This window comes from Micropruina sonneratiae, assembly GCF_025972045.1.
Taxonomy (GTDB): Bacteria; Actinomycetota; Actinomycetes; order Propionibacteriales; family Propionibacteriaceae; genus Micropruina; species Micropruina sonneratiae.
The window spans coordinates 1-18021 of sequence record NZ_JAPDHX010000003.1 but is presented as its reverse complement, the minus strand read 5'-3'; the positions used below and the strand labels follow the sequence as shown (position 1 = coordinate 18021).

The window sequence follows — 18021 nt, the reverse complement described above, 5'->3', positions numbered from 1 at the left end:
TGGAAGGGGTGGAATATTTGGCGAAGTATGACGCCTTGGTCGAGTTGCTCAATGCGCAGGGCTCGCCGTGGGTCAGCTTGAGCCTGGCGCAGATCTCGGAGGCGATTCCAGGTGGCCTTCCACCCTCGGCGTACACACTCGCAGGGTGGTGGGCAAATGACTCGGTCGGTCACGTCCAGTCGAGAGCGTGGCTCGCAGCAGGGTGGCGCATGATCTACGCAGACCTTGCCGCGGGCGAGGTTGACTTTGCGAGGGATCCGACGCCGTCACAAGCCACCTCAGACGCTCAACCGTCCGCCCAACAGATTGGCGGAGTGGCGTTGCCGGACCGCACTCACACCTTTGAACAAGCGCGCGATCGATTCCATAACATCCTTCCAAGCGTGATGGCGAACCCGTTGGACTATAGGATTTGGCGCCCCAGTTGGAACGACGCAGATCCCCTGGACGGAGACGTCATGCGGCTGCGCCGGCTCCTTGCGCAGGCTGCGTTGGGCAACCCGCTGGATGGTGAGGTGGCGAGTCTGCGCATGGCTCTTATCGACCAGCGGGTGGACGGGGAGTTCACGGCCTTCGCGTGGCTCGAGATACAGCTGGTGCGGGCATTGTTCAGTCAAGGTCGTGACGCTGAAGCGCACGAGATTCTGCGGACACTTTCGCTCGACCAGGGAACCGAATACTGGATCATGCAGCTTAGCTCCCTCGTCGGCGCCCACATGGCAGCGCACGCCGGTCGCTGGGAGGAGGCGCTGGATCGCCTGTGCCACGTCCTAGTCTGGGACTTCACGGGTGGTTGGAACCCTGACTATGTACTTCGTGCGCTGTACGAGATCGCGGTGCTTGAAGTCCTACCCGCGACAGGTTTCCCTTCAAGAGCAGACGTTGCGCAACTGGCTCTTTTTGTAGCCGACCAGGCAGAGCCCTGGCGTGGGACTTGGTACAACGAACACGTGCAGGCGCAACTCCGGGAGCTCGCAGCGAAGGACAATTAGGACTCGAGACGCGCCGCCTCGTCGGAAAGTCCCTGAGTCTCTTCCACCATCAAGCAACACTCGCTTTGGACCGGGTGGCCGCCAGACGGCCGGTGGATCTGCCACAGGCACTGCATCCCCGCACGTGCAATAGATCCCGGCCCACTCCGAGATGCATGAGGTCTGTGGCACTTGGAGGGTTCTGATTATTCCGTAGCCGTCGGGGCGAGGACGATCGTCCCTGTGACTCGTGCACGTGTCGCATTGACGGCGCTCGACGGTGCTCTCGAGCGTCCGCGATAGGGAGGGATTTTCAGATCGCGTCGGACGCAACGCAGGGTCCCGCCGATCGCCATTGGCTGGGGCGGCGCGCCGTGGCAGTCTGCCGCTCATGACTGACTTCTCCGTCGAGTGCGCGGCAGGCAGCCTGCGCCCCTCCGAGAACGCCACGGTGACGCACTTCGCGCACCGCTGGACTGATGGTGGCGTGGACGTCACCGCCGATTTCACCGGCGCCCACCTGCTGCATCTGTCCGTCGCGGCCTGCGTCCTGAACGATCTCTATCGGGAGGCAGACGCAGTCGGCGTCGTACTGGACGGCGCTCGGGTCACAGCCTCCGGTCATTTCAGCGACGCTTGGGCGTCCACCGGCATCGATTATCGAGTTGAGGTGGACTCCCCCGCCGCGGCCGCCGTGGTCGATCAGCTCATCGACCTGGTCGACCAGGCCGCCGAGATCCCGCGCGCGGTGCGAGCCGGTGCCAGCGTGCAACGCACGCCCTGACCTGGTGTTCCGCCGTCGAGCCTGCCTCGTCACCCCGATCGAACCTCGTCCACACCCGCACCCCGATCACGTGCCACGCTCCCGGATCCATCGGGCCAACGTGGTCGGCCCTGCGCTCGGGTCACTTGGAACAAGCCTTGACGGCTGGCCAGCCGCCCGACAAGCCCCGCTGTCGTAGCGAAGAACTTGTAAGCCAACGACGTCACCGTACGACTGTGCAGTGTGGCCCGTCGGCTCTCTGCTGTACTGGTCGATCCGGATCGTGTACTCGCGAACGTAGGCCGGGCCACCCAGGTTGGCGCCCAGCGCGACCGAGACCGAATACATGCCCGGCCGCACCCGCAGGCAGCGGGTCATGCTGATCGCAGCGGTGCCCCATGAGGATCTGTACACCACGTAGGAGTAGCCCTGCTCGGTCGGCCCACCGTCACCCCGTCAACCTTGATCGCCGCCCCCACCGAGTTCGCTCCCGACTTGATCACCGCGCCGGAGAAGGTCACGATCAGCAACTCGGTGGAACCCTGCGACGACGACGTGGTGATCTGTTGCGCCTCGGTGGACGCTGCTGATGTTCAGCGGACCGGCCACGGACCTCACCAACGTCCGGTGGGTGGTCTTGCCGTCACAGACGGACGATATCGACGCCACCTCCGGCAGCCGTCCAGGGACCCCGCAGCTGGACGAGGGACGACACCTCGGGTGCCGCTACCTCCCCCGCCGGCAGCGTAGCGAAAGCGACCGCTGCAACGGCGGCCACGGCGGGGATGTGCCGACTCACGACACGTTGATCGGGACTCGACCACGTCCACGAACCCCTGGATTTCCTAAGAAGTTGGCGTCAGCGTCCGAAACAGGTGGATTTCAGCGGCCTAAAGGGAGTGTGAGGACATTTCGCAACTCGCCCCTACACCGGCGCGCCAACGTGAAAGTGTGCCAGGTGGCCTTGGTGGGGCACGGACCGAGCGTCGCCCTGGACGTGCAACCCAATGCTGTGTTCCTCCGGCTCGCTGCCGTGCCATCGTCCACACAGTGCCTGGTACACATCCATGGCCGTCCATCTGTCCCGATCGACCCCGTTTTCGCAGGTACAAGGGGTGTGAGGATCCTTCTGCGGCGGTGCCGGCCATGATGAGCCTGCACAAGCTGACCGCCGGGTCGGGGTATGACTACCTGACCCGGCAGGTCGCCGCGCAGGACTCCACCACCAAGGGCCACACCAGCCTGGCCGACTACTACGAGCAGAAGGGCGAGTCGCCCGGACGCTGGCTGGGCTCGGGTCTGGTCGGCATCGAGGGCCTGGAGGCCGGTGATCAGGTCACCGCGGATCAGATGCTCTCCCTGTTCGGCATCGGCGATCATCCGCTGGCGCGAGGGCGACTCGACGCACTGGACAACCACGCCACGGCGAGAGACGTCAAGAACGCCATGCGGCTGGGCCAGCGCTGGGGCATCTACAGCGGCGGGGAGGCGTTCGCCGACGAGGTCTCCCGGCGGATAGCGGCGTGGAATCGGGCCAACGGACATCCGGACGGCGCTCCGGTCACGCAGGTCGTTCGTGCCTCTATCCGGACGGCGGTGGGCCTGGACCGCTTCCAGGAGAGGTTCGGACGGGCCCCGCTCAATCCGCGGGAGCTGACCGGGTTTATCGCGCGGGACTCGCGTCCGAGCCGCCAAGGCGTGGCCGGCTACGACGTGACGTTCTCGCCGGTGAAGTCGGTGTCTGCGCTGTGGGCACTGGTCGATCCGCAGACGGCCGCCCGCATTCAGCATTGCCACGACTTGGCTGTCGCGGACGCCTTGCGCTACATCGAGCAAGAGTCGCTGTACACCCGTCGGGGACGCAACGGCGTCCGGCAAGTGAAGACGCACGGGCTGGTCGCCGCCGCCTTCACGCACCGTGATTCGCGGGCCGGCGATCCCGACCTGCACACGCACGTGGCGGTGGCCAACAAGGTGCAGGCGGTCGACGACGGCGACTGGCTCGCCATCGACGGGCGGCTGCTCTACTTGGCCAACGTGGCCGCGTCGGAGCGCTACAACACTGCGCTCGAGCAGCACCTGACCCGGGACTTGGGGGTGCGGTTCGTCGACCGTCAGGACGGCAGGGACGTCCGACCGGTGCGCGAGATCGCCGGCGTCGACCCGGCTCTGCTGCGGCGCTGGTCGCAGCGCGATCTCGAGATCAGGACGGCTCAGGGCGAGCTGGTCGGCGACTTCCAGCGCGAACAGGGGCGCACCCCGACGCCCGGCGAGCAGCACGCGCTGGGTCAACGGGCCACCCTGGAGACGCGGGAGGCGAAACATGAGCCACGCTCGCTGGCCGAGCAGCGAAGGGCGTGGGCGGCGCAGGCCGAAGCCGTGCTCGGACGTGGTGGTGTGGCCCGGATGGTGGCTGCCGCATTGAATCCTGGCCGGGCGGAGCGGCGTCCGGTGGACGAGGCGTGGCTGGACGCGACGGCGGCTCGGGTGGTCCGCGTGGTGGAGCGCAACCGGGCGACGTGGCAGGTGTGGCATGTGCGTGCCGAGGTGGAGCGGCAGGTGCGGCGCTCTGGTCGGATTGTGTCCGAAGCAGCGGCGCAGTGCCTGGTCGACCTGGCGCTGACCAGGCATTCCATCCCCCTGGACACCGCCCGGGACATGCCCGGTGACGTGCCCGAACCGATGCCTCTGCGGCGTGCGGACGGCACGTCGATGTACGTCGTGGCGGGCTCGGCCAGGTACTCCTCGGCGCCGATCCTCGCCGCCGAGCGCCTGCTGCTCGCCACCGCCGGGCGTCGTGACGGCATGGTCGTGGGTCAGCGGTCCATCGACCTGGCGCTGCTGGAGGCACACGCGAACGGCGTGCGGCTGAACGACGGACAGGTCGAGCTGGTGCGGGCGATGGCGTCCTCAGGGTCGCGGTTACAGGTGGCGATCGCACCGGCGGGCGCGGGCAAGACCACCGCCATGAACGCGCTGGCGTCGGCCTGGCGGGAGGCCGGCGGCGACGTCATCGGGTTGGCACCGTCGGCGGCGGCCGCGGACGCGCTCGGCCAGCAGCTGGGCGGCCACGCCGACACCATGCACAAGCTCACTCGGGGTCTGGACGACGAGCGGCTGCCGGGCTGGGCGGCGGGCATCGGGCCGCGGACTCTCGTGGTGATCGACGAGGCGGGCATGGCCGACACCCTGACCCTGGAACAGGTGGTGTCATTCGTGGTGAGCCGTGGCGGCAGCGTCCGGCTGGTCGGTGACGATCACCAGCTCTCAGCGGTTGAGGCGGGCGGAGTTCTGTGTGAGATCGCCACCGAGCACGGCGCCGTCCGGCTGGACGAAGTGGTCCGGTTCTCCGATCCGGCGGAGGCGACGGCGTCGCTGGGGCTGCGGCAGGGACGTCCGACCGCGCTGGGTTTCTACCTCGACCGGCAGCGGGTCCACGTCGGAGACGCCACCACCACCCTGGACCAAGCGTTCGCCGGCTGGGTGGCGGACCGTGCCCGCGGCCTCGATTCGCTGATGCTGGCGCCGACCCACGACCTGGTCGCTCAGCTGAATGCTCGGGCTCGGGCGCAGCGGTTGGGTGGGCGCTTGCCGGGCCGCGAGGCATCGCTGGCCGACGGCAATCGGGTGTCAGCGGGCGACACGATCGTCACCCGACGCAACGAGCGGCGGCTGACGTATTCGCGGCACGGGTGGGTACGCAACGGGGACCGTTGGACAGTGCTGGCGGTCGGGCGTGACCAGAGTCTGACCGTGGCGAACGCGTCCGGGTGGCAGGTGCGACTGCCGGCAGGGTACGTCCGCGACGATGTGGTGCTCGGCTACGCCAGCACGATCCATGGTGCGCAGGGACTGACCGTCGATTCGATGCACGGCGTGCTCAGCGGGCAGGAGAGCCGCCAGCAGCTGTACACGATGATGACTCGTGGCCGGCACGCCAATCACGTGTACGTCACCGCGGTCGGGGACGGTGATCCGCATTCGCTGCTCCGGCCTGAGGTGGTCCGGCCGCCGACGCCGACCGAGCTTCTGGAGGCGGTCCTGAGCCGGGACGATGCGGCGCTGTCCGCAGTCGGGTCGCTGCGTGAGCAGTCCGATCCGGCGCTGTTGCTGAAGCCGGCGGTGGATCGCTACGTCGATGCCGTCGGCGTGGCCGCCGAGCAGGTCGTGGGCGCCGATCGAATGGCGGAGATCGAACGATCCGCCGACTCGATGGTGCTGTGGCTGACCGAGGCGGCCGCCTGGCCGGCGCTGCGCACGCACCTGTTGACGATCGAGGCGTCAGGAGGCGACTCGATCCAGGCGCTGCGACGGGGGATAGATTCGGGCGGTTTGGACGACGCTCAGGATCCCGCGGCGGTGTTGTCGTGGCGACTGCAGCCAATCGCTCGAGGTGGTCCGCTGCCGTGGCTTGACGGAGTTCCCGAAAGCCTGCGCGCCGACCCGGTCTGGGGTGTGTACGTGGAGGCAAGGCAGCAGCTCGTCCGGGAGTTAGCGGACGAGGTGCGCAATGGCTGCGCCGAGCGGCGGCCGGCCTGGCTGGCGGACATGCCCCTGCCACCCTCGCCCGCGCTGGCCGCCGAGATCACGGTGTGGAGATGCGCCATGGGTGTTTCGGATGGCGACCTTCGTCCGACCGGTGCCGCGCAGCCGGCCGCTGCCGCTGCACGTTGGCAGTACCGTCTCGACCAAGCGCTGGTGGACGAGCACCCGGAGGTTCGGCAGTGGACCAACTGGCTGCGCGACACCGTCCCCGACCTGCAGCGCGATCCTCACACTGCGGTGGTAGGACGCCAGGTGGCCGCCTGGGCTGCTGACGGCGATCCAGTCCGGCGTTGGGTGCGAGACGCCGTCGCGGACGGCCTGCTCCCCGACGACCACCCCGCCGCCGCCCTCGCGTCCCGCATCGAACGGCAGCGCACTGCACCGCCGATCTGGGAGACCGTCGAGCCGATCAATCTGCATCGTCGACCCGAGGACATCGCGCCTCCCATGTCCCGCCCGCCGTCGCACGGCCCACGCATCTGAACCCCAACAGAAGGAGCAAAGCCATGCCCACCCGCCGTGTACCCAACCCCCAGCCCGAGTACCTGTCGATCGCCAAGGCCGCCGCACTGTACGACGTGTCGGAGACCTTCCTACGGAGGAGAATCAACCAGGGGCAGCTCTCGGCCGTTCGCTGCGGCCGTCAGATCATCCGCATCGGTGCCGCCGATCTCGCGAAGCTGTTCCGCAAGATCCAGAGCGCGGACGACTTCTGAACCGGAATCTCTCAGCAATTGGTGTCGGTGCTGCTGAGTAGCGTCGGTCACAAGCTTCTTCGATCCCGGGAGAAACCCATGACTGATCCGGAACGCATCCTCCTCGCGGGCGACCTGCACATGAACACGCGCGCCGCCCACGAGGTGATCGACCACGCTCAAGCCGTCGACGCCGACCTGATCCTTCAAGTCGGCGACTTCGGCTACTGGCCACGCGCCGAGCACCGGGCCGGTGTCGAGTACCTCACCCTCGTCGATGACGCGTTAGCGTCAGCCGGCCTTGAACTCTGGTTCGTGCCCGGCAACCACGAGGACTGGCCAGAGCTCGCGAAGCTGCCGATCGGCCGCGATGGCCGGAGAGCCGTCGGAGCGCGCATCTTCGAACTTCCCGCCGGGTACCGCTGGACGTGGGGTTCAACTCGGTGGCTCGCCGTCGGCGGCGCTCCGTCGGTCGACAAGCACTTACGCACAGAGGGGGTCGAGTGGTTCCCAGAGGAGGAGTTGACCGAACCCCAAGCCGCCGCGATCATCGACGCCGGTCGCGCAGACGTGGTGGTAGCCCACGACGCACCGATGGCGACCCCGTTCCTTCGCGAGCGCCTGCAGCAACACGTTCCTCCCCCGCTCCGCCGCAACTGGTGGCCACTCGAGGCCGTCGTCCGTGCGGATGCCCACCAGGAACGCATGCGCCGCATCCTCGACGGCGTGCAGGCGTCCCGCTGGTTCCACGGGCACCACCACGTCCGGTACTCGTCGACCATCGAAGCCGCTCATGCAGCAGTGCGCGTCGCGGGGTTGGCTTTGGACGGCACACCACCGAACGAGCTCACCCTGCTCGTCGACGCACAGGGCGAGGAGCTCCCACTGCCATGACGCAGTCGTGGAGCAGAGTCAGGGACTGGGCAGACCTCTCGCCAGGGCAGCGCCCAGAAGAGCCACAGCCGTCTGGACGGCAAGGGTCGCCTCGGCTTCGCTCACTGGACGGGCGTCAGGCCGACCGAGGCGCTCAACGGACGGCTCGAACACCTGCGCGGCCGTCCATCGCGACCACCTCGACCGCGTCACGGAAGGCGTCGTCGCGGTCGGCGAGCCAGGTCTTGAACGCCGCCTTCGACCGGCCCTCGACCATGTCCAGCAGCCTTGCTGGGCCGGCGCCATCGCGGACCGGGGTGAGGTCGATGATCACGGTAACGTACTTGTCGCCACGCCTGGTGTGGCGCCAGACGTGCTCATCAGACGCCAACGACCTTCACGCCCTCAAACCGCGTGGGGTCGTTGATCAGCAGCCGCTTGCCTTCAGCCAGGACCGCGTTATTGGCGGTGTCCCACGCGACCCCGAGTCCCTCGGCGACACGGGCGACGGTGAGGTGTGCGACCACGATCCCTTCCAGCGCCCACCGCAGCCCGGTGCGCGAGAGCTTCGCACGTGGCTCCGCCGCGGCGCTGGTGTCTTGGCGCCACACGTGTCCGCAGTCGGCACAGCGGTAGCGGCGCACTACAACTTCCAGCACGGTCGGTCGCCAGCCCAGCGGCTCGTGGGCCAACCGCCGGATCACGGTGTCACGCGCAGCGCCTTCGCTGCCGCACCGTCGGCACCACTGATCTGGTTCCACCACGCGGCACGCGAGGACCGCACGATCCGGTTCAAGTCGTTGTCCGGTCACGCTCAGACCGAGGCCGTCGAGTCGAGCGAAGGCGGTCAGGTCAGGGCGGCCGAAGCCGGCCGGCGGGGTAGCGTCGGACACGTCGAGGTCTTTCGGATGGATGGCGTAGAAACCTCCATCGTCGGGAGACCTCGACGTCTATCTGCGGACCGACGCGCCCGGCCGACCTACACCGTCATCTGAGAAGACCCCTGAAACGTCTTCGACGACGACGGGGCCGGCGAAGAGGAGGGCGCGGTGAGCTAAAGGAATGGAGCATGCTCGGCTTCGACGCCGCCGCAAGCTCCGGTGAAACGGTCGGTACTGGTCGGTCGTCGTCGGTCACCACCGGATGGCGGCGTCCCCCACGCTCGGCGTTTGCGCAGGTCAGCGGCTCGTTCGCCAAGTGGGCGCATCAAGCGATAGACGCAAAGCCGACGTGATGAGGTCGTCGGTTCGATTCCGAAAGGCGGCTCCGGCGAACCGCCCCTGACCTGCGGAAACGCAGGGCAGGGGCGGTTCGGTTCTGGTGGTCGCGCGATGCGCTGGCCTCACGGCTCTGCCCGACACCGACGTCGCTCTCCTCTGCGACGGACCCCTCGCCGGCTGAGCGCTCGCGGCCGGCATCCTGTCCGTGTGCCGATAGGCCTCGCACCGCTCGGCAACGCAGCATGGCGTTGTGTCGCGACCTGGCGGCGGCTCGGCGGGGCGCGATCGTCTCGTGCGTTGGCGGACTACGGGAGCTTGGACGCGAGGACGTCGGCCGCCAGGATCTCGGGTGCTGCGCTGAGGAGGTGCTGGTTGGCCATCAGGGCTGCGACGATGGCGCCGTTGGCGTGGGCGTCGCGAGCGGCCTCGTCGGGGAATGCATCGAAGATCCAGAAGGTGTCGGCGTGGGTCCTGACCGCGAACCAGACAATCGTTCCTACTTCTTCGTTGGCGAGTGCGACAGCGCCGGCGAGCAGATCGGCGAGCGCGTCGTGCTGTCCATCGGCCGCGACGATCTTGGCGACGAAGGCATACGGAAGTGATGCGGGTGTGGACATGAGGGACTCTCCTTGAAATCGGGGTTCTTCGTGGGACGAGTTCAGCGTATGACGAGCGAGGGCCGGTGGGGAGTGGCGTATACGGCAGTATTGCTATTGTTTACGTCATGCGTATCGGACTGATCGCGATCGACGGCTGCTTCGGATCGGCTATCGCGTCGATCATCGACATCGTGCGGGTGGCCGACGGAGCCCGCGGCGATGTCGACCCGCGGATCGACCCGATCGAACTCGCCATCCTCGGACCGAAACGGCGAGTGACCACGACGTCATCGATGACCCTGTCGGTGGACCACCCGCTGTCGGAGTCCGGAGAGTTCGACGTGGTCGTCGTCCCTGCGCTTGGAACCCTTACGGCCGCCGCTACCAACGACGCCCTCCAGAGCCGAGATGCTCGTTCGGTCATCGCCTCGCTCGGGCGCCTCGACGAGGCGACCACCCGGATCGCCGCGGCGTGCACCGGCGTGTTCGCTGTCGCCGAGACCGGACGGATGCATCATCGGCGGGCGACGACCAGCTGGTTCCTGGGGCCGGAGTTCCTGAAGCGCTATCCGACCGTCGCCCTCGATCTCGACACCATGGTCGTGGCCGACGGGAACCTCGTCACCGCCGGCGCCGCGTTCGCCCACATCGACCTCGCGCTCTCACTCGTGCGATCGATCAGCCCCGACCTGGCCCAACATGTCGCCAAGCTCCTCATCATCGACGAGCGCCCGTCGCAGGCGGCCTTCGTCGCCTACGAACATCTCCGGCACGAGGACCCGATCGTCGTCGAGTTCGAACGCTTCGTGCGCGCCCGCCTGGACGAACCGTTCAACGTCGCCTTCGTCGCGCAGTCGCTCGGCACCAGCCGGCGCACCCTCGAACGACGAGTCCGTGCGGCGCTCAACCTCACTCCGCTCGGCTTCGTCCAACGGCTTCGCATCGAACGAGCTCGGCACCTCTCAGCAACCACGGACCTCACCTCCGCCGAGATCGCGCTACGGGTCGGCTACGCGAACGCCGAGACTCTGCGCTCCCTCCTGCGTAGGGAGCGACGCCGTTCCTGACCTATCGCCATGCCTGTAGCCGGTGTGCTAGTGCTCGACTGGAACCACCTCTCAGCACGTCGCGTCGACGCTCCTGCGTCGCCCCCTGGACGACCCACTCGACACGCCCGCAGCACAGGCCATGTGACGTGTCCCGGCTTCCCGGACGGTCGGGGTTGGGTGGCTGTGATGTCGCTGCGTTCTCGTCGAGGGGGTCAGCAGACTCGATCAGGGTCGATTGGGATGAGACGCGAAGGCGGTCAGGTCAGGGCGGCCGAAGCCGGCCGGCGCGGTAGCGTCGGTCACGTCGAGGTCTTTCGGATGGATGGCGTAGGAACCTCCATCGTCGGGAGATCTCGACGTCTATCTGCGGACCGACGCGCCTGGCCGACCTACACCCTCATCTGGGAAGAGCCCCTAACGCGTTGCTTGGATCAATCAAGCTGCAGTCCTGGGTCTTATGGTCAGTACATGGAGATCATCCCGCTAACCGCACTCCTTCCCGCAGACCTAGACCCGTCAGCGTTCAAGGTCCACTTCGCTGTGTGGAATGGCATCACTCAGCCCATGGATGCCCTCGCCAGCAGTCAGGAACAGTGGCAGGCCTGGCAAATGTGGCGCGGCGCAAAGGACGACTTCAACCGCGACTTCATTTTCTCGCTAGCCCAGGACAAGAACGACCTGACGCTGTGGCTGTTCGGCGGGATCTGGAAAGTCCTGGAACGCCGACCCGAACCTAGAGCCGACTCGTACACCGTCGAGCTCCGTGAGGACCTGATGGGGCCGTTCATCCGTCGGCTCATTATCCGCCACAAACTGGTGGGCAGGAACCGACGGCGATCGATGGAAACGGTCCTCCCCGCGATGAGCGTCTCCTCAATCCTCGAGGAACCCTTCGCCGGTGAACCCTTTCCGGGGCACGACCGAATCAACCACAGCCTCTCTGACCTGCAGGCAGTCGTTGCTCAGGCCCGCGCCGATTGGCGGATCGCACTCGAAAGCATGAAGGGCGTCTACGTCATCCACGACAAGGAGACCGGACAGCGCTACGTCGGTTCCGCCTACGGCGATACCGGCATCTGGCATCGCTGGGCGACGTACGCAACCACACTCCATGGCGGCAACGTCGGCCTGCGCGAACTCGTTGAGGCCAAGGGCGAGGAGTACTACCGCACCAACATGCGGTTCGCGCTCCTCGAGTACTGGTCTATGCGGACCGACGACGCCCACGTCCTCGAGCGAGAGAGCTATTGGAAGGAAGTGCTCCACGCACGATCGCTCGGCCACAACAAGAACTGAGCAGAAACGTCGCTGACGCCCACAATCAGTACCGACGCTGACCACATCCCCTGGAGTTCTTCGAGCCATCGCCCTCCAGGTCTGCTCGCTTCTGGTATGAGCCTGGGATTGAATACATCCCGCAGCCGAAGGTCGCGACCGGCTCGCGCGAAGAGCGGCAGATGCGGATGTCTCGGACCGAGGGCCCGCGCGGCGTGGGGGCTGCGGCCGTTGGTGTTCCCGGCGATGTCGGCTGTCCTAGGTCCTGGATCTCCCTCGGGCTTTTTTCCCGGCGTTGAGGAGGCGGGTCGCGGTGGGTTCGGGCAGGTTATTGGTGGTTGCTTCCAGTGCTCGGGCGACGGTGTCTGCCATGAGTTGGGCGAGGGTGTCGTCGTCGACGCTGTGGGCGGGCGGGATCAGCGATCGCGTCATGAGGAACCCGGCCAGGACTCCGGTGACGATGTGGATCTGTTCGCTGGTTGACTGGTCGGTGCGGATCTCTCCCCGCTCTCGAAGGTCGTAGAGGAAGTCGGCGAAGGAGGCGATCCGGTCCTGGTAGATGATCGATGGCGGCAGCCGCTTGAGTTGTTTACCCCAGATGGCGCTGTTCTCGACCAGGACCGCGACCAGCAAAGGGCGCTCCAGCAAAGCTCGTGCAGACTCCCTGATCAGGGCTTGCACTGTCCTCGGCGCAGCGTCGCTGACCTGAGTGGCGAGCGAGTCCTGTTCCCGGTGGACGAGGTCGAGGAAGAGCTCCTCGCGGGTGGACCAATGCTCGTACAGGGTCCCCTTGGAGAGATCCACCGCGCGCGCGATGTGGTCCATCGAGATCGCGTCATAGCCGTGCTCGAGGACCAGGTCGGCGGCGGCGTCGAGGATCCGCTGGCTACGCGACTGGAGCGCATCGACACTCAGCGGTGGGCGCCCCCGGCCCCGCACTGGTTTTTTGACAGCAGTTCCTTCCATTGTCAGAATAATAGCGGAGTGGGCCCGCCGGAACCGAGGAGGCACCGATGACAGGTCACGAAACATGTGTGGAGCGACACGGCTCGACGATCCACATGTGGTCCACGGGGTCGCGAACCGATCCGGCCGTCGTGCTCACCCACGGCGCGGCGATGGACCATCATTCGTTCGACCCACAGATCGACGCCCTGGTCGAGGCCGGCTTCCGTGTACTCACCTGGGACCTACGCGGACACGGCGCCTCCCAACCCATGGGTGACTCGTTCGACCTCGATATCGCCGTCGATGACCTGCTCGCCGTGATGGACACCGGCGAGGCCCCGACCGCGTTCCTGGTTGGGCACTCTTTCGGCGGCTACATCGTTCAGGGCGCCGCCGCGAAGGCCCCACAACGGGTCCGCGGCCTCGTCGTCGAGGGATGCACAGACCTCAGCGCCAAACCCTCCGCCCTGCTCGCCCTGCTCGCCAAGTTCGCACCAGGCCGGGTCGCGCGCATGCCCCTTGAAAGAATGCGAGCCGAGTCGGTCAAGGCGATCAGCAGCCGCCCCGACGTCACAGCCCAGGCCCTCGAGGCCACGGGCGCACTGACTCGAGACGCCTACACACAAGTGATCATGGCCGGGCTCGATTGCCTCACCCGCGATTCCGGACTCGGGGACAACTACCAGCTCCCCTGCCCAACTCTGATCACCTACGGACAACTCGACAAGGCCAACGGCGGCATCTTCCCCAAGTCAGCAAAGCCTTGGGCAGCCCGCCAACCCTACGCCGAGCAGACAGAGATTCCCAGGCCGGGCACACCGCCCACCAGGACAACCCCGAAGCATTCAACACGATCCTGACCGGGTTCCTCAGCCACGCCGCCACACCCGCCTGAGCGATCGAAGACAAGACCGGCGCACCGCGGCATGAGCGTATGGGCCCGGGGGCCCTCAACTGGCTTCGTCGCCGGTATGTGGCGGCATGGATCGGGGGTCCGGCGGCGGCACTCTCGAGTGGCAGGCACGTAGGACTGCTCCTGAAAGCTCCATCTCAAGTGGGAGGATCCGTCAGAGATGAAAAGCGAGGAGGGTGCTGGAATGATGCCACCGAAGTTCGCCTCCAGCGTCACTAGGGCTCTAGGAGTCGATAGGGTGCAGGATCTCGTCGACCTATCGCTGCGCGCCCAAGAACTGACAGCCACGGTGGGGGACGAGTGGTGCACAGAGTTCTGGGTTGCACCAATGACGCCCGCGCAGGCTGAGGGGTGGCGGCGATCGGCAATCGAGCTTCGCGAGACTTGGTCGTTTGTGAATCTCAAGAGCGGTGGGGTCCTTGCAGTGGATGAAGTCCCAGACCACGCCCTCTCCCAGCCAGTTGCCGCCGTGACCTATCCCGCTCTCCTCAGCCAGCTGTGTGCTTGGTGGCTATTCCATGCTTGGAGAGGTGCAGATCTCGTAACGGACGCAGTCTCCGGGATTGCCTCATGGCGCTTGACTACCGCACCCTTGGCGGCGAGGGCCCTGATCGAGCAAGTGGGTTGTCTATTGCATGAGTGCAGGTCTCTATTCAACGCATGGGCTGATGCCAAGGCTGGGCGTGCGGGGAGCGCAGCACGGGCTGAAATGGTGAGATCTAAGATGACGCCTGTTCTGGTGAAGACATCCATGGGGACCCGTATCAGCGGCTCTCCAGAAAGACTACAGGCGCCCAATGTTCTCACTTACGTGAAGAGGCTTGAAAAGATGACCGGGGAGAAGCGCTACAGCAAATGGTACGACTGGCTTTCCGATGCATCACATCCAGCATTCGCCGCAAGGATCGCGTCTAGTAGCGAAGCGATGGTCCACGAGACGGGGGCATTGGCCTTTCGGTTTGTCGCGAAGGGTCCATTGTCGAGTGCTCCGCTAGATAATACCGGAAAAGCGATCGCCGACCGGATCCGGCCGCAGTTCAACGAAGTGGCTGCGCACATAGCTGACTCAACAGCCGCGGCAGCTAAGACTTACTTCGAGGCTTTGATCCAAGCCCGGCAGCTGGTAGACGACTTTGCTATCACAACCCGCGCTGGCGCCCTGACGCAACGCCACCTGTGGCCTGCACCACTCCCAGCCAGAACCGGTCACCCATGCCCCTGTGGATGCAATAGACGTGACGGGGGCATTCACCGCTGGGGACAGCCCACTCCTGTCTTGAACCTCTTGGGGTCGTAAAGCAGTGCACGCTCACCTGTACCCGTTGATATCCGGTCATTGCCGCCCCCCGTAGTAGCCGTGACCTTCCCGCGCGGGCGGCGGACGCGGTCGTGCGCTCGGGAACCGAAACCAGAGGCTGGCCTTGCACACGCTGCGCGGCATGAGCGCGCGAGTGAGCGGCACCGCAATAGTCTGACTCTCGTGACAGACGGACTTCTCCGGGCGACGGCGCTGCGCTGGACGAGTGATGACTTCCCGGGCTGGGTCGAGGTCGTTGTTGAGGACGCGGGAGGTCGAGCGCACCACATCGTTGAGAAGCTCCCGGTCCTCACGGTGCATGAACTCAGCGCCGACTCGGTCTTCCCGGTTGAGATTTGGCTACGGGGAGAGATGGAGGGGCCCGACGCCGAGGAAGTCACCCTCACCTTGGACCATGGAGTGGAGACCGTCGCCGGCCTTCGGCGGCTTACTGTTTTGACCCAGAACGTGCGCTGGCTTTAGTTCGACGCGCAGCGTCATTGCGGTTGTGCGGTCGATTCCGTTGCTGACGAGGCTTCGTACCCAAATAGCGCGGTCAACCGCGCCATCTCGCTGCCATCGACGATGTGACCTTCAGGGACACCACCTCCGCGCACGAATCTGACCACGTCTCGGGGCAGCGGCCTGAGTCGCTGCAAAGCGCCACCGGCCGGCGGCGTGTGGAGGAGTTCCCAGGCGTGCCCCGAGGCCACAAGTGGGTGTTCGATCGTGACTCCGGGAGAAGAGACCGCGGTAACGGCCATCCCCGGGGTGGCAAGCGACAGTACGTGACAGTCGGCGATCGTGCCATCGTCCATGAATACGTGCGCAGGGACGACGAGTTCGTGTCGAGTCCCGGCCTTCTTGAAGTCGGCCCGGTGAATGAATACCGACACGTGGTCGGGAATGCCGTTGCCGTCGGTCAGCCACCGCACATCGGGCGCGGATTCGAAATGCCACCGGACGAGCTTCTGCAGGCGAGGGTTCTCCAATGTCGAGTCGGGATGGCCAACGAGGAGGAGAACCTTGGCCCACCACAGCCCGACCGCTCGCCAGTCCTCTCGGGTGCACTCCCCTCGCCACCCGTTGAGCGCGAGTGGCCCGACGACCGGCTTTGCGGGCTCTTCGATCGTCATGTTCATGCTTTGGTTGCAGGCGTAACAGATCCCGAGCATCACCCGCTGTCGCTGGCTCCCCTTGATCTGGGTGCGGTCGCGTGTCAGGAGCGGCACGCCGTTGAGTGACCATCCGAGTGGCGGGGCTCCATGCCGGTCCATCCGCTGCAGGAACCAATTCGACCACACGTGCTCGCGGGTGCGAGTGGCTGCGCTTCGGCAGATCGCGCATACGGCGGTCGACATGTCCCAGAGGCTACGCACCGACCCGTCCGATTGCAGGGGGATCGCTGGCTCTTGCCTTCTCTCGGATGTCAGGCGGAGGGTCCAAGCCATTGGACAGTCGGTTGGGTAGGTTGCCCGTGTGGGCGGCTACCCTGAACCAGCGCTACCCGCATCTCGGCTACTTGTCGACCGCGCGGACGGCATAATCGGATGGTCTTGGTGCCTTCAGCGAGAGGCGGTAGGTGCTCACGCACCACTTCTCGGGAAGTAGACCCGGGGGGGCATGCTGCGCGGCACCCGGGTGGCAGAGTGGCGGGCATAATGTGCGGTCATGCGATTCCAGCTCAACGGCGAGACCTTCGACGTAGACCCGGATGTCGCTCGCTCTCGAATCCTGATGTCGGTTCCGGACCCTGTTCGCACACATTGGGTCGAGATCGACGGACGCCGCTGGCCGGCCAAGCAGGCGTTCGAGGCGGCGACCGGGATCAGGCGGTCGGAGTACATCTCCCACACGGCCGTGCGGCTGTTGGCACGGCTGGGATTCCACACCAGCGAGATCCCCGGGCCAGATGCTGCATTCCCCACCCCAACCCCGCCGCGGCCGCAACTACGACCGGCCATCACACCGTCCGAGGCCGCCGAGGCGTTCGCAACCCTCGACACCTTCCTCCAGCGTCAGCCCTGACCCGAGCGGTCAGCAACCTCGAGGCCGCCTTGGCCGGCGCGGACCAGGTAATGGCCACTCATGTCGCGCACAACACTGACTTCGATTACACGGTCATTGACTCCGCTCTGATCGTCCGCGAACGCGTCGGTGTCCTCGACTCTTTGATCCATGCCGCGGTAATCACCCAGACCCTCCCGCTGCTGCTGGAGGAGGGCGAGCAGCTCCTCAAGCGACCCTCTCTCGCGGCAGGCAACGATCCGCAACGGATCTTCGATCTCGAAACGAACCTGCGAGTCGCCGAGTTCAAAGTCGCCCAGTGGAAGGGCGCCGACAGTCTCCGCCAACGCGGCCTCGTCGCCGACCTCGTCGGCCTCGCGATGGACTCGACAGGTCGTCGGCGGCAACTCTTCGTCGTGGGCGACCTTCCCAAACACTTCCTTCAGACAAGCAAACGCCCGGTGGTCAACCTCCTTTCGAAGTCCGCATTGAGGCTGCGAACCTCGGAGATCATTAGTCCCGAGACCACGGTGGCCAAGTTCACGCATGACTCCGACGTGGAGATCATCGACTAGCGCGGTGGTTTCCCCGCCTGAATCGCTAGAACCATGCGGAGCGCGCAGACGGCGGCATGAGCGGATGCCCGCCGAGCCTGAGCCAAGCGGTTCAGCCCAGGAGTTCGGGATGCAACCGCAACCATACAAACGTGGCCAGTGGGATGATGGCCAGTGTAATAGCCAGAACTCGAAGCAACCAGTGGGACTTGGTCCTTCGGAATGCTAACCACCAACACATCTGCATCACCGCGCACAAGAGGATCAACAGCACTCCGGGCCACGGCTCGCCCGCTTGGTAGTCGTAGCAGC

17 protein-coding genes and 1 pseudogene are annotated in these 18021 nt (G+C 66.0%); 13 read left to right on the top strand and 5 right to left on the bottom strand.

Features of this window, described 5'->3' with window-relative positions; genetic code table 11:
* The first annotated feature begins 8 nt into the window (after positions 1 to 8).
* The 5 genes from OIE40_RS08275 to OIE40_RS08255 all read left to right on the top strand — a co-directional run bounded on the left by OIE40_RS08275 (position 9) and on the right by OIE40_RS08255 (position 7868).
* Positions 9 to 992, top strand: coding sequence for a DUF7662 domain-containing protein (locus tag OIE40_RS08275; RefSeq protein WP_425326173.1), 984 nt, complete (start codon positions 9 to 11; stop codon positions 990 to 992).
* A gap of 370 nt (positions 993 to 1362) precedes the next feature.
* Positions 1363 to 1755 (top strand): OsmC family protein, encoded by a 393-nt coding sequence (locus OIE40_RS08270; RefSeq protein ID WP_264701735.1) that lies wholly within the window; start codon positions 1363 to 1365, stop codon positions 1753 to 1755.
* A gap of 1125 nt (positions 1756 to 2880) precedes the next feature.
* Entirely contained in the window at positions 2881 to 6762 is a 3882-nt protein-coding gene (gene mobF, locus OIE40_RS08265; RefSeq protein ID WP_264702320.1) for a MobF family relaxase, read from the top strand.
* A gap of 23 nt (positions 6763 to 6785) precedes the next feature.
* Entirely contained in the window at positions 6786 to 6995 is a 210-nt protein-coding gene (locus tag OIE40_RS08260) for a helix-turn-helix domain-containing protein (protein WP_105184541.1), read from the top strand.
* Positions 6996 to 7016: 21 nt separating this feature from the next.
* Positions 7017 to 7868 (top strand): metallophosphoesterase family protein, encoded by an 852-nt coding sequence (locus tag OIE40_RS08255; protein ID WP_264701734.1) that lies wholly within the window; start codon positions 7017 to 7019, stop codon positions 7866 to 7868.
* Positions 7869 to 8013: 145 nt separating this feature from the next.
* On the opposite strand, the pseudogene OIE40_RS08250 reads toward OIE40_RS08255, so the two are convergent.
* Positions 8014 to 8740: pseudogene (locus OIE40_RS08250) on the bottom strand (transposase); the annotation flags it as partial.
* A gap of 176 nt (positions 8741 to 8916) precedes the next feature.
* Between OIE40_RS08250 and OIE40_RS08245 the strand changes: the two are divergent.
* Positions 8917 to 9081: a hypothetical protein gene (locus OIE40_RS08245; protein ID WP_264701733.1), complete on the top strand. Its 165-nt coding sequence runs from the start codon at positions 8917 to 8919 to the stop codon at positions 9079 to 9081.
* Positions 9082 to 9372: 291 nt separating this feature from the next.
* Here the strand turns inward: OIE40_RS08245 and OIE40_RS08240 are convergent, their stop codons facing one another.
* Positions 9373 to 9684 (bottom strand): putative quinol monooxygenase, encoded by a 312-nt coding sequence (locus OIE40_RS08240; protein WP_027020518.1) that lies wholly within the window; start codon positions 9682 to 9684, stop codon positions 9373 to 9375.
* 107 nt (positions 9685 to 9791) lie between these two features.
* Here OIE40_RS08240 and OIE40_RS08235 point away from each other — a divergent pair, with 107 nt between their 5' ends.
* On the top strand, positions 9792 to 10733 hold the full coding sequence (locus OIE40_RS08235) for a GlxA family transcriptional regulator (protein ID WP_264701732.1): 942 nt from the start codon (positions 9792 to 9794) through the stop codon (positions 10731 to 10733).
* A 450-nt stretch (positions 10734 to 11183) separates the two neighbouring features.
* On the top strand, positions 11184 to 12011 hold the full coding sequence (locus OIE40_RS08230; protein WP_264701731.1) for a GIY-YIG nuclease family protein: 828 nt from the start codon (positions 11184 to 11186) through the stop codon (positions 12009 to 12011).
* Positions 12012 to 12248: 237 nt separating this feature from the next.
* Here the strand turns inward: OIE40_RS08230 and OIE40_RS08225 are convergent, their stop codons facing one another.
* On the bottom strand, positions 12249 to 12956 hold the full coding sequence (locus OIE40_RS08225) for a TetR/AcrR family transcriptional regulator (protein ID WP_264701730.1): 708 nt from the start codon (positions 12954 to 12956) through the stop codon (positions 12249 to 12251).
* Between the two features lie 47 nt (positions 12957 to 13003).
* Between OIE40_RS08225 and OIE40_RS08220 the strand changes: the two genes are divergently transcribed.
* The 3 genes from OIE40_RS08220 to OIE40_RS08210 all read left to right on the top strand — a co-directional run bounded on the left by OIE40_RS08220 (position 13004) and on the right by OIE40_RS08210 (position 15631).
* Complete coding sequence (locus OIE40_RS08220; protein ID WP_264701729.1) at positions 13004 to 13798, top strand: alpha/beta fold hydrolase; 795 nt, start codon at positions 13004 to 13006, stop codon at positions 13796 to 13798.
* Positions 13799 to 14011: 213 nt separating this feature from the next.
* The gene (locus OIE40_RS08215) at positions 14012 to 15148 is read left to right on the top strand and encodes a hypothetical protein (protein ID WP_264701728.1); all 1137 of its coding nucleotides are present in this window, start codon (positions 14012 to 14014) and stop codon (positions 15146 to 15148) included.
* A gap of 183 nt (positions 15149 to 15331) precedes the next feature.
* Positions 15332 to 15631: a hypothetical protein gene (locus OIE40_RS08210; protein WP_264701727.1), complete on the top strand. Its 300-nt coding sequence runs from the start codon at positions 15332 to 15334 to the stop codon at positions 15629 to 15631.
* Between the two features lie 14 nt (positions 15632 to 15645).
* On the opposite strand, the gene OIE40_RS08205 is transcribed toward OIE40_RS08210, so the two are convergent.
* Positions 15646 to 16509: a hypothetical protein gene (locus OIE40_RS08205; protein ID WP_264701726.1), complete on the bottom strand. Its 864-nt coding sequence runs from the start codon at positions 16507 to 16509 to the stop codon at positions 15646 to 15648.
* A gap of 310 nt (positions 16510 to 16819) precedes the next feature.
* On the opposite strand from OIE40_RS08205, the gene OIE40_RS08200 reads away from it, so the two are divergent.
* Together OIE40_RS08200 and OIE40_RS08195 are read left to right on the top strand one after the other, a co-directional pair.
* Complete coding sequence (locus tag OIE40_RS08200) at positions 16820 to 17176, top strand: hypothetical protein (protein WP_264701725.1); 357 nt, start codon at positions 16820 to 16822, stop codon at positions 17174 to 17176.
* 50 nt (positions 17177 to 17226) lie between these two features.
* Positions 17227 to 17730 carry a hypothetical protein gene (locus tag OIE40_RS08195; RefSeq protein WP_264701724.1) on the top strand — a complete coding sequence of 168 codons (504 nt, stop codon included), beginning with the start codon at positions 17227 to 17229 and terminating at the stop codon, positions 17728 to 17730.
* 91 nt (positions 17731 to 17821) lie between these two features.
* On the opposite strand, the gene OIE40_RS08190 is transcribed toward OIE40_RS08195, so the two are convergent.
* On the bottom strand, positions 17822 to 18021 hold a 200-nt coding region (locus tag OIE40_RS08190), incomplete at its 5' end, for a hypothetical protein (protein ID WP_264701723.1).

Bases quoted from the DNA above. Each gene is read 5' to 3' on its own strand.
- OIE40_RS08270 (WP_264701735.1), top strand. From the start codon at position 1,363: ATGACTGACTTCTCCGTCGAGTGCGCGGCAGGCAGCCTGCGCCCCTCC.
- mobF (WP_264702320.1), top strand. From the start codon at position 2,881: ATGATGAGCCTGCACAAGCTGACCGCCGGGTCGGGGTATGACTACCTG.
- OIE40_RS08260 (WP_105184541.1), top strand. From the start codon at position 6,786: ATGCCCACCCGCCGTGTACCCAACCCCCAGCCCGAGTACCTGTCGATC.
- OIE40_RS08245 (WP_264701733.1), top strand. From the start codon at position 8,917: ATGCTCGGCTTCGACGCCGCCGCAAGCTCCGGTGAAACGGTCGGTACT.
- OIE40_RS08240 (WP_027020518.1), bottom strand. From the start codon at position 9,684: ATGTCCACACCCGCATCACTTCCGTATGCCTTCGTCGCCAAGATCGTC.
- OIE40_RS08235 (WP_264701732.1), top strand. From the start codon at position 9,792: ATGCGTATCGGACTGATCGCGATCGACGGCTGCTTCGGATCGGCTATC.
- OIE40_RS08230 (WP_264701731.1), top strand. From the start codon at position 11,184: ATGGAGATCATCCCGCTAACCGCACTCCTTCCCGCAGACCTAGACCCG.
- OIE40_RS08225 (WP_264701730.1), bottom strand. From the start codon at position 12,956: ATGGAAGGAACTGCTGTCAAAAAACCAGTGCGGGGCCGGGGGCGCCCA.
- OIE40_RS08220 (WP_264701729.1), top strand. From the start codon at position 13,004: ATGACAGGTCACGAAACATGTGTGGAGCGACACGGCTCGACGATCCAC.
- OIE40_RS08215 (WP_264701728.1), top strand. From the start codon at position 14,012: ATGAAAAGCGAGGAGGGTGCTGGAATGATGCCACCGAAGTTCGCCTCC.
- OIE40_RS08205 (WP_264701726.1), bottom strand. From the start codon at position 16,509: ATGTCGACCGCCGTATGCGCGATCTGCCGAAGCGCAGCCACTCGCACC.
- OIE40_RS08200 (WP_264701725.1), top strand. From the start codon at position 16,820: ATGCGATTCCAGCTCAACGGCGAGACCTTCGACGTAGACCCGGATGTC.
- OIE40_RS08195 (WP_264701724.1), top strand. From the start codon at position 17,227: ATGGCCACTCATGTCGCGCACAACACTGACTTCGATTACACGGTCATT.